Source organism: Clostridium magnum DSM 2767, from assembly GCF_001623875.1.
Lineage (GTDB): Bacteria > Bacillota > Clostridia > Clostridiales > Clostridiaceae > Clostridium_AM > Clostridium_AM magnum.
Genome location: NZ_LWAE01000006.1, coordinates 45,445 through 57,378, shown reverse-complemented (window position 1 = coordinate 57,378; position 11,934 = coordinate 45,445). Strand labels below are relative to the sequence as shown.

General features: G+C 30.9%; 13 protein-coding genes. 5 read left to right on the top strand and 8 right to left on the bottom strand.

All coding sequences use genetic code 11. The features are described 5' to 3' along the window. Window positions 1-95: 95 nt before the first annotated feature. The 5 genes from rsmI to CLMAG_RS21240 form a co-directional block, all read right to left on the bottom strand. Window positions 96-941: a 16S rRNA (cytidine(1402)-2'-O)-methyltransferase gene (rsmI, locus tag CLMAG_RS21260; RefSeq protein WP_066627191.1), complete on the bottom strand. Its 846-nt coding sequence runs from the start codon at window positions 939-941 to the stop codon at window positions 96-98. A 65-nt stretch (window positions 942-1,006) separates the two neighbouring features. Further along, the gene (locus CLMAG_RS21255) at window positions 1,007-1,747 is read right to left on the bottom strand and encodes a tRNA1(Val) (adenine(37)-N6)-methyltransferase (RefSeq protein ID WP_066627189.1); all 741 of its coding nucleotides are present in this window, start codon (window positions 1,745-1,747) and stop codon (window positions 1,007-1,009) included. A 209-nt stretch (window positions 1,748-1,956) separates the two neighbouring features. Continuing rightward, entirely contained in the window at window positions 1,957-2,148 is a 192-nt protein-coding gene (locus CLMAG_RS21250; RefSeq protein ID WP_066627186.1) for a hypothetical protein, read from the bottom strand. Window positions 2,149-2,350: 202 nt separating this feature from the next. Further along, complete coding sequence (locus CLMAG_RS21245) at window positions 2,351-3,121, bottom strand: flagellar motor protein MotB (protein WP_066627183.1); 771 nt, start codon at window positions 3,119-3,121, stop codon at window positions 2,351-2,353. Next, window positions 3,118-3,906, bottom strand: a complete 789-nt coding sequence (locus tag CLMAG_RS21240) for a flagellar motor protein (protein ID WP_169809813.1) — start codon at window positions 3,904-3,906, stop codon at window positions 3,118-3,120. The genes CLMAG_RS21245 and CLMAG_RS21240 overlap by 4 nt, the downstream gene beginning before the upstream one ends. A gap of 189 nt (window positions 3,907-4,095) precedes the next feature. Between CLMAG_RS21240 and CLMAG_RS21235 the strand changes: the two genes are divergently transcribed. Further along, the gene (locus CLMAG_RS21235; protein ID WP_066627177.1) at window positions 4,096-5,358 is read left to right on the top strand and encodes an IS1380-like element ISEnca1 family transposase; all 1,263 of its coding nucleotides are present in this window, start codon (window positions 4,096-4,098) and stop codon (window positions 5,356-5,358) included. Between the two features lie 501 nt (window positions 5,359-5,859). Here CLMAG_RS21235 and CLMAG_RS21230 read toward each other — a convergent pair. Next, a complete protein-coding gene (locus CLMAG_RS21230) occupies window positions 5,860-7,065 on the bottom strand; it encodes an ISL3 family transposase (protein ID WP_066627175.1) in 1,206 nt (401 codons plus the stop codon). Window positions 7,066-7,266: 201 nt separating this feature from the next. Here CLMAG_RS21230 and CLMAG_RS21225 point away from each other — a divergent pair, with 201 nt between their 5' ends. From CLMAG_RS21225 to CLMAG_RS21210, 4 genes are all read left to right on the top strand, one after another. Further along, window positions 7,267-7,683: an ATP-binding protein gene (locus CLMAG_RS21225; protein ID WP_066627173.1), complete on the top strand. Its 417-nt coding sequence runs from the start codon at window positions 7,267-7,269 to the stop codon at window positions 7,681-7,683. Continuing rightward, a complete protein-coding gene (locus tag CLMAG_RS21220; RefSeq protein WP_066627171.1) occupies window positions 7,680-8,945 on the top strand; it encodes a methyl-accepting chemotaxis protein in 1,266 nt (421 codons plus the stop codon). The genes CLMAG_RS21225 and CLMAG_RS21220 overlap by 4 nt, the downstream gene beginning before the upstream one ends. Window positions 8,946-8,957: 12 nt before the next feature. Next, window positions 8,958-9,236, top strand: a complete 279-nt coding sequence (locus tag CLMAG_RS21215) for an STAS domain-containing protein (protein ID WP_066624978.1) — start codon at window positions 8,958-8,960, stop codon at window positions 9,234-9,236. 209 nt (window positions 9,237-9,445) lie between these two features. Then, window positions 9,446-10,360, top strand: a complete 915-nt coding sequence (locus CLMAG_RS21210; protein ID WP_082831968.1) for a cellulose biosynthesis cyclic di-GMP-binding regulatory protein BcsB — start codon at window positions 9,446-9,448, stop codon at window positions 10,358-10,360. 236 nt (window positions 10,361-10,596) lie between these two features. Here the strand turns inward: CLMAG_RS21210 and CLMAG_RS31070 are convergent, their stop codons facing one another. Next, entirely contained in the window at window positions 10,597-11,196 is a 600-nt protein-coding gene (locus CLMAG_RS31070; RefSeq protein ID WP_082831967.1) for a transposase, read from the bottom strand. Further along, window positions 11,135-11,674: a helix-turn-helix domain-containing protein gene (locus CLMAG_RS31065; RefSeq protein ID WP_082831966.1), complete on the bottom strand. Its 540-nt coding sequence runs from the start codon at window positions 11,672-11,674 to the stop codon at window positions 11,135-11,137. The genes CLMAG_RS31070 and CLMAG_RS31065 overlap by 62 nt, the downstream gene beginning before the upstream one ends. Between the last annotated feature and the right edge of the window lie 260 nt (window positions 11,675-11,934).

Here is an 11,934-nt window from a genome sequence, read left to right as displayed (position 1 = left end):
ACGATAAATATTTTCACATGCAATAAAATTACATATTAAAATTATACCATTAAAATACATAAAAACTCAATGTTAATGTACTAATTTTTGCAAAACTATAATTCGATAGAATACTTATATACTTCTGATTTAGACAACTTTCTATCCTTAGCTACCTTTTTCACTGCATCTTTTTTATTAAGGCCTTCATCTATATATGATTTTATATGATCCTCAATACTTAAATCTTCCCATCTCGACCTTTCTTCAGTAAGTATGTCTTCTTCACTTTTTCCTTCTAATACAAGTACAAACTCACCTTTTATATTTTTTTCTGCATAATATGTTAATGCCTCTTCAAGAGTAAATCTTAGTATTTCTTCATGCAACTTAGTAAGTTCTCTACAAATAGCTATTTTTCGATTCCCAAAATTTTCATTTAAGAAAAGTAATGTTTCTTTAAGCCTATGTGGTGCTTCATAAAAAATTAAAGTTTCCTTTCTGTTTTTTAGTTCTTCTATCACAACTCTTCTATCTTTATTCTCCCTAGGCAAAAATCCTCTAAATATAAACTTAGTTGTGTCCATACCTGAGTACACTAAAGCAGTAGTCACTGCTGTTGCTCCTGTTAACACTTCAAAATCTATGCCTTCCTCTATACACTTTGATACTATTACACTTCCTGGATCAGATATGCCAGGAGTTCCCGCATCACTTACTAGTGCTATGTTTTTTCCTTCTTTAAGTCTTTCTATCAAGTTTTCACTTTTCCCATATTCATTATGTTGGTGATAACTTATTAACGTTTTTTTTATATTGAAGTGATTTAATAATTTGATACTTTGTCTTGTATCTTCTGCTGCAACTATATCAACTGATTCTAATACTTCTAACGCTCTTAATGTTATATCTTTTAAATTCCCTATTGGTGTTGGTACTAAATAAAGCTTACCATTTTCCATAATTTCATTCCTCCAAATTTTATCTGATGACTATCTTCTCTAATACTCTCATCTTTATATGAACCTCATCTTCCGTATATCTTATTAATTTCTTCTGTATAACTACCATCAAGGTTATACACATACAAAGGAGCTTCCCATTTCAAAAATGTGCCTCCATTATTCTGACCTTCAATTAAAACCATATTAGGTGCCTTTTCCGTATTAGGTTGAATCATTTTTATAAGCTTAGGTTCAATTTTATGCTCTCTCATAGTACATATAATGTCTGCCAATCGATCAGGTCTATGTATCATGTATATTCTACCATTGTCTTTTAATACTGCCTTTGCCCCTTTAATTACATCATCTAATGTACAACATATTTCATGTCTTGCAATTGCATTTTTATCATTTAAGTTAATAATTCCTGAGTCTTTTAATTTGTATGGCGGGTTTACAGTCACCACATCTGCCTTATCTAAGGTGCGAAGAAATTGTAGATCTTTAAGATCTTTATTTATAAACTCTATTTTCTCTTCTAACTTATTAAATGAAACAGACCGTTTGGCCATATCCACCATTTCATTTTGTATCTCAATTCCTATAATACTAGAAGCTTCTGTTTTTCCTGCTAAAATGAAGGGAATTATTCCTGTACCACTACATAAATCTACAACCCTTGCTCCTCTTCTTATTTTCGAGAAGTTAGCAAGAAGTACTGCATCTATCCCAAATCTAAACGCATCCTTTTTTTGTATAACACAAATTCCTTTTAATTGCAAATCATCTAAGGTTTCATCGCTTCTCAAAAAATTCTTCTCCATAAAATAATATCCTCACTTTTCTATAGATTATCTAATAAATTACTCTTTAAAGTTCACTTCATGTATTTATAATTATTATTTATGTATTTATAATTGTCAAATTTATATATAAAAAAACTACTTCTTTATACATAAAACAAGAAGTAGTTTTTAATTAAACTATAGTATTGTTACATGATTTAATAACCTTATCTGATTCAAGCTTCATTTCACCCTCTGCTGAATCCCTTCCAGTTTGAGCAGCTAGAGCCCTGAATAGTCCTTAAGTTATAAAAACCTGTTTCACAGAAACATCTACCTGAATGATTTTTAGCCTCAATAAACATAAAGTCCACATCTCTTTTACCCTTCCAATATATACATGTTGCACAAACCTTCTCCTTTTTAGTCCATAAACTCATATATATCCCCTCCGATACATTAAAATTTTTGTTACATTTTAATATATGAGCGTACTTATATTTAAATTACATGCTAATCAAATATAAAAAAACCACTGTCATATTTATTGAAGTCCAATAAATACGACAGTGATTTTTCTGACTATAAGAACTTAATATTAAATCTTCCGTTAAAATTACATTTTGACAAAGTGTCTTAATTCTACTTTTTCTCTTTAGTAACTAAGTTCTCTCCTATTTTATTATTTTCTATTTTATTAAACTTACTATTTACTATAATAATATCAACTCTTCTGTTTTTAGCTCTTCCTTCTTCTGTTGAGTTATCTAATATTGGTCTATACTCACCATAGCCTACTGCCGAAAGCTTCTGTGGCTGTATTCCACTATTAGTAATTAAAAATTGAGTAACATTAGCCGCTCTTGCTGAAGACAATTGCCAGTTTGATGAAAACTGTCCATTGCTAATTGGAACATTATCTGTATGCCCCTCTACTCTAATGTAATTATCAAGCTGATTCACTATTTTTCCTATCTCTATAAGTTTCTTTTGAGGTTCAGTTTTTATTTCAGCTCTACCAGAGTCAAAGAATAAAGTATCATTAATACTTACAACAAGTCCTCTCTCATCTATTTGAGTACTTACACTACCCTTCATTCCATTCTGTTCAAGATACTTATCTACTTGAGATTGTAATTTTTCTAGTTTTGATTGTTCATTTTCAGCTTGTATCTCAGTATTCAATGGCTTGCTATTCTCTGTTATACTTACAGCATCCTGATTTGCAACAATAGATTTTCCTCCACCCATAGCAATCTTCATTGATTCAGATAGCTGTTTATATTTTGTCTGGTCTACACTGCTCATGGCAAACAATACAACAAAGAGTATCATAAGCAAAGTCATGAAATCTGAGTAGCTAAGCAACCATCTTTCGTGATTCATGTGTCCTTCGGGCTTTTTTTTCTTCATACCTCAGCTTTACCATCCATTCCTTCGAATTTTCCTAATTCATCTTTATTTAAGAATCCTTTAAGTTTTTCAGCTATAGTATTAGGATTTATGCCTTCTTGTATATATAATATTCCTTCTATTATAAGAGATTTTTCTCCAAATTCTCTTTCGTCTAATACTTTTAATCTAGTAGCTATTGGTAAAAATATAAGATTCGCAGATGAAAGACCATATAGTGTAGCTATAAACCCAGAGGCAATTTTAGGCCCTAATGAATTTGGATCTGATAAATCCGCTAGAATATGAACTAACCCCATTACCGTCCCTATAATACCTAATGTAGGTGAATATCCACCAGCTTGTTCAAAAACTGCCGCGCCTTTTCTATGTCTCTCAGATGTAGATTCCAGCTCTAGCTCTAAAATACTTCTAACTGCTTGGGGATCTACTCCATCAACTACCAATTGAAGTCCCTTTTTAATAAAAGGATCTAAATTCGGATCACTAGATATTTCTCCTTCAAGACTTAACAGTCCATTTTTTCTAGTTTTATACGATACATCCTTAAAATATGCTACAAGAGCTGGTAAATCAACTTTTTTAGGATTTATAAGTATTTTTACCATTCCAGGCAACCTTTTTAAAACTTCTATCGGAAATGTAAGTCCAATTGCACCAGCAGTTCCACCAAATACTATTAAAGCTGGCGCAGGTAATAAAAGAGCACCTAGGTGTCCTCCCTCAATTAAAAATCCTGCTATAACAGAGCCCATCCCAGCTAAAATAAAAATAATAACATATATATCCCTGAGATTCTACGTCAGTACTTTATAAACCACCCTCAAAGCATTGATAAATATACGTTCCTTCAAAATTCAGCTTTCACCCATTGGGTGAAAGAAAAATGCTCAAAAATGTGTTGAATTATCAGCTTTTATGAGTCGATATATGGTACAATAATAGTAACAAAAGCAGAAAAAGGGGTTTAAATTATGATTAATAAAATTGATTTCACAGCTAAGAATCTAACATCAAATGCAGGTCTTTTTCTTCTCCTTGAGAACGCAAAAAGTAATGAGATTTTTGATCTAGTTGAAAATGACCTCGTATTTGATAATGACTCCACAAATAAAATCAAGATGAATCATATAAAGACGATGATCTGTGGTCACTTTATTGGTATAGACAAGCTAGAACGTCTAAAGCTCCTTCAAAATGATCCACTCGTTAATGAATTTGATATTTCCGTAAAAGAACCTGAAACAGTGTCACGGTTTTTAGGAAACTTCACCTTTAAGACAACACAAATGTTTAGAGACATTAATTTTAAAGTCTTTAAAAAACTGCTCACTAAAAGTAAATTGACATCCATTACGATTGATATTGATAGTAGTGTAATCAACGTAGAAGGTCATCAAGAAGGTGCATCAAAAGGATATAATCCCAAGAAACTAGGAACCCGATGCTACAATATCCAGTTTGCATTTTGCGACGAATTAAAAGCCTACGTCACCGGATTTGTAAGAAGTGGCAATACTTACACAGCTAACGGTGCATCTGAAATGATCAAAGAAATAGTAGCCAACATCAAAACAGATGATTTAGAGATTTTATTTCGAATGGATAGTGGCTACTTTGATGAAAAAATTATTGAAACGATAGAATCTCTTGGTTGCAAATATTTAATTAAAGCCAAAAGTTATTCTACGCTTGCATCCCAAGCAACGAATTCATCGGTTGTATTCGTTAAAGGTGAAGAAGGCAGAGAAACTACAGAACTGTTTACAAAATTAGATAACTGGGAGAAAGACAGAAGGTTTGTTGTGTCTCGCGTACTGAAACCAGAAAAAGAAAGAGCACAAATATCACTTTTAGAAGGCTCTGAGTACGAATACTTTTTCTTTGTGACAAACACTACATTGCTTTCTGAAAAAGTAGTTATATCCTATGAAAAACGTGGCAATGCTGAGAACTATATTAAAGAAGCCAAATACGACATGGCGGTGGGTCATCTTTTACTTAAATCATTTTGGGCAAATGAAGCGGTGTTTCAAATGATGATGCTTTCATATAACCTGTTTTTGTTGTTCAAGATTGATTCCTTAGAGCCTTCAGAATACAGACAGCAAATAAAGACCTTTCGTTTGAAGTATGTATTTCTTGCAGCCAAAATCATTAAAACCGCAAGAACTGTAATTATGAATTTGTCAGAAAACTATCCGTACAAGGAAGTGTATGAAAAATGTCTGGTATAATAAAGATATCATCTTGAAAATCGAGTGTTGCTCTGTGGATAACTTGCAGGGTTTAATAAGTATCTTTACTCCAAAGTTGCAATCAATAATTTATTGAAAAAGATTGAAAGGTGGTGGTAAATAATGTTACAATGTGGGAGTATCAGTTTAAATTTTTCTTGAAATAGTGTTCTTTTAAGCTAATAAAAAATGCACGTGGAATTTAGGTACAAGATTCAAATATGTACGATTTTAAAAAATATCTAGATGACTATTTAAATGATATGATATTAAAAGATGGTAAATTAAGGTTCAACCACGACTTTTGTGAAACCACCTAATAACTGTAAAAACATATCAGGAAATAGTACGACTATTTTCCAGTAATATGGAGTCCAAATATTTGTAACATATCATATGTTTTGTTAATAATGAAAAGTAAACATATATAGCATTTTACTGCCAAATGTAATATTTATAGTATCCTTGAGTTAAGATGTATACACTGCTATATGTCCAAATTCAGGCACATTCGGAACATATTCTTAATCTAAAGTTATCAATGTTACGGTAGCCATAACCCCTACGCTTAATATTTTTAAGTTTATGATTTCTACCTTCAGTTGGACCATTGCTTATAAAAAAATAATAATAGTTGAGTATATATTCTCTCCAGTTATTTAGAGTTTTACAAAATGATTGTAATTCTGGTATTTCACTTTCAGCTACAAGAGCTGTGAAATAGTCGATATAAACACTTGCTTCATCTATGTTTGTTATATGAAAAAATGTTCTAAACTCTTCTTTTAACTCATAACAAGTGCGAAGCATTGGGTATTCACTGCAAACTTGCTCCAAGAGTTTTTCTTCTTCTGCTTTTAAATCCTCATGATTTTTTAAAAAGGCCCAGCGTATACCAAATACTTTCTTTTTATCGCCATCTTCCTTACGGATTTTATTTTGGATGTGTTTCCTTGCCTTATCTACTGCTACATGGAAGGCCTGAGATATATGAAATCTATCAGTAACCAGAGCAGCATTAGGAAAGCACTCTAATACTGCTGCCGCATAAGTTTTACTCATATCCAAGGATACAGCTAAAACACTTTCACGTTGTTCCTTAGTAAAATTCTTTGTAATGTATTTAACAACACTTTCTTTTGTTCTGCCGTCAATTAGTGCTGCTACATCACCAGTTTCATGATTGTATATCACTGTATAATATACGTGTCCTTTAGATTTTGCAATATCATCAATGCCGAGGAAAATAAAAGGTCCCATTTCCTTTGTATCTATCTTAATTTTTGCATAATGATTGAATATGCGCTGTACCTTATTATCGCTAAATCCAAGTAATTCAGCCACATTCTTTATAGTGTTTTTGCACGTAAGTTTAAAGATAAACTCTTCAAATGGTATAGTATGAGGCTGGTATTTTCTTATGAACGAAAATGCTTCATCAAATGGATGATTAAAATCACATTCACATATATATCTACGAATCTTTAGATGTAGTATAGTTGTTTTATCACATATGGGCAAATGCTCATATAATTGAATTCTATAATCATGAACTTTATATGTTGTTTTATTGCATTTAGGACAACTAACTGAATGAGTCTTTGATTCTGCATGAATTTCAACTATTCCATTATTTACATTTACAAATATTACCTTAATATCTTGCAATCCTATTAGATTTTCTATAAAATTAAAGTCTAAAGGCATTCGATACTCACTCCTTATTTTGATTTTTCGTGCAAGATAATCATAAAGGAAGTATCGGATGCTTTTCAACTTTTTTGACAATACATTGGTAATACAATTAATGGTTATCCTTATTAATCACAAAGGTCGTGGTTGAACCTAAATTAATTGATGATTCCTCAATGATTGCTATAGAAATAAATTAGACTTAGGGTGATAATTATGTTGAATTTAATAAAAAATACTCTAACCTTATACGGTATTAATGGTTACAATAATATAATCGAAAGTGTAATAAAAGCTTTAAATGCTTATGATTATTATTTTGACATAAAATTAATTCTAACAGAAGCTTTATTAAATGCTTTTGAGCATGGGAATAATAGCGATAAAAATAAACCTATAAGTTTATTTTACAACTTTGATGGCAAATACTTAAATTTTAAAATAACTAGTTCTGAAAAAACTTTGCCAAAGATTAATATACCTGAATCTGTAAGCAATGAAGATTTACTAAAAGAACATGGCAGAGGACTTTTTCTTATAAAATCTTTATCTGATAAAGTAGAATTCAAAGGTAACTCATTGCTTATCCAAAAAAGCATTTTAGATAATACAAATACGGAGGTCTCTATATGAAAAAAAGTTTAGAAAAAAAATTGATTTCACTAATTCTTATTGCATTTTTAATCCCTATAATACCACTTGAAATTCATATTCTTATGTTTACTTCAGACTCATATAAAAGCTATAATTTATCGATATTAATTATACTAATTGTATTAGCAGCAATATATATTACTTTTTCCTGTATATTTGTTAAACATAAAATTATTAATCCGATAAAGCAACTTGAAACATCAATGACAAAAGCAGGCAATGGAGATTTTACTGTAAAAACAAATATTAAAACTGGTGACGAACTTGAAACTTTAAGTAAATACTTTAATAATATGATAAAAGATCAAGATCATATAGTTAAAAACATAAGAAACTTTTCTGAAACTTTAACTGCAGAATCTGAGGAAATATCTGCATCTAGTGAAGAAATTAGTTCTGCAACTGAAGAAGTAGCTGCACATATTGAAGAGGTTGCCCAAAGCTGTGAAAAACAAAATGGCTTAATTGTACAAACTTCAGAAGTTCTAGTTCAGCTTTCTAGTTTAGTTCAAATTGCTCAAAATAAAGCTTCAACTGCTAAAAACAATTCAAATACCACTATGAATGCTGCTAATAACGGAAGAACTCAGATTGAAAAAACATTGAATGCTATAAACAATATAAGCCAAACCTCTGCTGAAGCTGAAAATATTATGCATACTCTAGACGATCTTTCAAATAAAGTAAGTGGAATAATAACAACAATAAATGATATATCAGAGCAAACAAATTTACTTGCTTTAAATGCCGCAATAGAAGCCGCAAGAGCTGGTGAACATGGCAAAGGCTTTTCCGTAGTTGCTGATGAAGTTAGAAACCTTTCGGAACAAACAAGCAATGGTGCTAATGAAATATCTAAATTAATAACTGAAATGACTACTTTAACAAGAAAAGCTGTTGAATCCATGACTTCTAATAAAAAAGCAGTCGAAAATGGTGTATCTGTAGCTACAGATACCGATAAATCTTTTGTGAATATAATTTCTTCAGTAAATCAAATTGTAAGTGATGTTAATGAAATAGTTGATGTAACTAAAGATGAAGTTGCAAGTTCAGAACAGATAGTAAAGTTAATAGATTCAGTTGCAAGCATTACAGAAAAGAATACTGCAAGCAGTGAACAAGTTGCTGCTGCATCAGAAGAACAAGCATCTGCTATTCAAAATGTTGCCGCTAGTTCAGAACATACAAGTGAAACTGCAATCGACATGAATAAATTAATTGAAAAATACAATGTTTAGAAGGTGATAATAATGAAAAACATTACAATACCAGAGAATTTTTCTGTTGAGGAAGCTTCTGAATATAGAAAAAAACTTAATGAATTAATTGAAAATGGTGAAAAAGACTTTACATTAGATTTTAGTAATTGTACTTTTATCGATAGTACTGGATTGGGTGTCCTAGTTGGCGTTTATAAAAAGTGCAATGAACTTAATGGAAATTTTGTGGTTCAATCAATAACAAACCCTCAAGTTTTAAAGATATTTAAACTCACAAGACTAGATAAAGTCTTCAATATTGCGAAGTAGCAATGCTTCGTCACATAAACCAATAGGGGTTTGGGCTTTTAGCCCATGTGATTCTTGAACTAGATAAAAGTATTATCTTAAATAGTCCTATAAATCTAAGGTTCAAAAATTGTAAAATACTAAGAAATTTCAATAACTCGCTGAAAAAATTCTCAGACAATTGAAATATCTAAGTATTTTACAATTTTTGAGCCAAGATTTATTAGGGTATATATGTTAATGGAATTCCTATAGGCAGTAAAAAACTAGATAAGGATAAATGTAATGGAGATCAGTTAGAATTACCCATACCTAAGGATATGCAGATATCCAATTATATGGATATACAAATTGCATTTGATCTTGAACAGCCAAATTTAAATTGTCAGTTTAGGCAGGAGGAAATGCCCTGGGCTATTGTGACAGGGGATTCATATATCTATATACCTAATAATAAAGTGGATTTTTACAAATTCGATAACTATCCTCAACCGTTTATTTCAGACAAACAAGTTAATAACATAGGAATTGTAGTACCAGAAAATCTATCAGAAAAAGAGCTGGAAGGAATAAGCAGAATCTTTTCATATATGGGCAATGATATGGAATACAATAACGGAGAGTTAACGGTTATAGAAGAGAAAAATTTCTCAAGTAAGTATCATAATATGAATCTTATAGTATATGGTACTCCTCAGAGAAATAAGGTTATAAAGGAATTAAACTCTAAGTTGTGGTTTAAATATAATAAGAATTATAGCTCCTTTGAAGGAAGTGAAAAATTATATTTAACAGAACCCTATGCTTCAAATATAGCATCTTTTCAGTTTGATGTATCGCCATATAATAAAGGCAGGGCTATTTTAGTTTTAACGTCACCAAAGGATGACATACTTTTAAAATCATTGATGTTTTTATCCACAACAAAATATAGTTCAAAACTTTCAGGAGACTCTGTTTTAATAGATACCTATGGTAATATAAAGAACTTTAAGTTTAAAAAGGAAGATAATAAATCTTTAAAGGATAAGTTTAATATTATAGAGACAAATACTAAAGTTTTTCTTGGCTTCATAGGGCTGTTCTTAATATTTAGTGCCACTGCGGTAGTTTTATATTACTTTAAAAATAAGAGATTTAAATAAATATAGATAAACAAATTCATAAATTGACATATTCACTTAGCTAAGGTATTGAGTTTACTGAACAATAGTTAATGAATATGTAAAGCTTTGAAGTTGGATATCTATATATAGGGTTACACACCTACAACTTAACTTATACACATGTTAAAACCTTGTGGTTTCAATGCTTTGATTATATGAATAAATTAAGTTTAGACTAAGTAACCCTATATAGGGTTCAACGATTTAAATTTAACTTATACTAGGAAACTTCTAGCATATGCTAACGAACGAATCTTATCAAAGTCATTGTTGAGTTCGTCAAATAGCAACTTAATATCAGATATTAACTCAAAAATAGAACTTCTAGAAGAAGGTCTAAATAATTTAGCCTTTAGATAGTTCCAGATATTCTCCTGAGGATTCATGTTGGGGGAATACCTAGGTAGTAATATGACTGTTAGTTTTCCTTTGTTATCAAAGAAAAAACTTTGCATTTCATAGCTTGTGTGAAATTTAGCATTATCCATGAATAGTACTACTTTTTTACCTTCATTAATTTCTATTAGATTTTCTATGTGAGCTTTTACTTCTTTTGAAGTTATAGAGTGTTCGGAAGAATATAAGTCATTGACAGTATGGAAATTATTTAAAATTGAAGTAGAGCCTATGATATTAACACCATCATGCGAAGCATTTTTTTCAAGAACAGGGGGATTTCCTACAGGACTCCAAAAGAGACGGTTGTCCGATTCAACACAAACTTTAGTTTCATCTAAAGCATAGACAACTACCTCAGATGAAGACTCTAAAGTGTCTAGTGTTTCTAAAGTTTTTTTTAAAAGCTTCCTGTTCATCTTTGTCAGCTTTCGTAGGCTTTGGTTGAGCTCTTTTGTAAGATAGTCTATTAGCAATAAGAGTTACCCTTATTGTTTCACCTGATACTTTTATTCCATATGTTTTTTCAATATATAGAGATAAAAGTTGGCAAGACCAATTATGGCATGTGAATTCAAAATCGGCAGGTGACTTATTTGTAGCCACATAAATAAGATCATCAACCATCTCTGGTTCTAATTTACTTTCAGAACCGCCACGGTTATCTTTTATGGATTCTATGCCATGAGCATTCCATTCTTTAATATGCTTAACAATGGAAGTCTTGCTTAACCTGGTAGCCTCAATAATGTCAGTATTCGACTGTCCGAAGTATCGCATTGTTACTACAGCCAGTGCTAATCTTGAATATTTGCTATCTGTGTTATTCTTTAGATCAACTAAATCTTCAATTTTATATCCATGTAATGTTTCTATGCTGAATGACTTTCTTCCCATAATCAAAACTCCTTTCTCCGTACATTTAGTTTTTGGAGAAGAATTTTAATTATTCGGTATAAGTTAAGTTATGACCCTTGAACCCTATATACACACCCACACCAGAAAGTAGACTTCCACGCAGGTATATGTTTCCAAAGCTGAAGGCACATATAAAAACTTTTTAATCAATCTTAGCTTAGTATTTTAGAAAATCTTAGGACTTCTGATATGTTTGAGGTACGAGTTTATCAGATGTTCTTAGATTTTCAAAATACTAA

What these genes read in the sequence shown, in the direction of transcription:
- rsmI (WP_066627191.1), bottom strand. Translation starts at nt 941, where the DNA reads ATGGAAAATGGTAAGCTTTATTTAGTACCAACACCAATAGGGAATTTA.
- CLMAG_RS21255 (WP_066627189.1), bottom strand. Translation starts at nt 1,747, where the DNA reads ATGGAGAAGAATTTTTTGAGAAGCGATGAAACCTTAGATGATTTGCAA.
- CLMAG_RS21250 (WP_066627186.1), bottom strand. Translation starts at nt 2,148, where the DNA reads ATGAGTTTATGGACTAAAAAGGAGAAGGTTTGTGCAACATGTATATAT.
- CLMAG_RS21245 (WP_066627183.1), bottom strand. Translation starts at nt 3,121, where the DNA reads ATGAAGAAAAAAAAGCCCGAAGGACACATGAATCACGAAAGATGGTTG.
- CLMAG_RS21235 (WP_066627177.1), top strand. Translation starts at nt 4,096, where the DNA reads ATGATTAATAAAATTGATTTCACAGCTAAGAATCTAACATCAAATGCA.
- CLMAG_RS21230 (WP_066627175.1), bottom strand. Translation starts at nt 7,065, where the DNA reads ATGCCTTTAGACTTTAATTTTATAGAAAATCTAATAGGATTGCAAGAT.
- CLMAG_RS21225 (WP_066627173.1), top strand. Translation starts at nt 7,267, where the DNA reads ATGTTGAATTTAATAAAAAATACTCTAACCTTATACGGTATTAATGGT.
- CLMAG_RS21220 (WP_066627171.1), top strand. Translation starts at nt 7,680, where the DNA reads ATGAAAAAAAGTTTAGAAAAAAAATTGATTTCACTAATTCTTATTGCA.
- CLMAG_RS21215 (WP_066624978.1), top strand. Translation starts at nt 8,958, where the DNA reads ATGAAAAACATTACAATACCAGAGAATTTTTCTGTTGAGGAAGCTTCT.
- CLMAG_RS31070 (WP_082831967.1), bottom strand. Translation starts at nt 11,196, where the DNA reads ATGAACAGGAAGCTTTTAAAAAAAACTTTAGAAACACTAGACACTTTA.
- CLMAG_RS31065 (WP_082831966.1), bottom strand. Translation starts at nt 11,674, where the DNA reads ATGGGAAGAAAGTCATTCAGCATAGAAACATTACATGGATATAAAATT.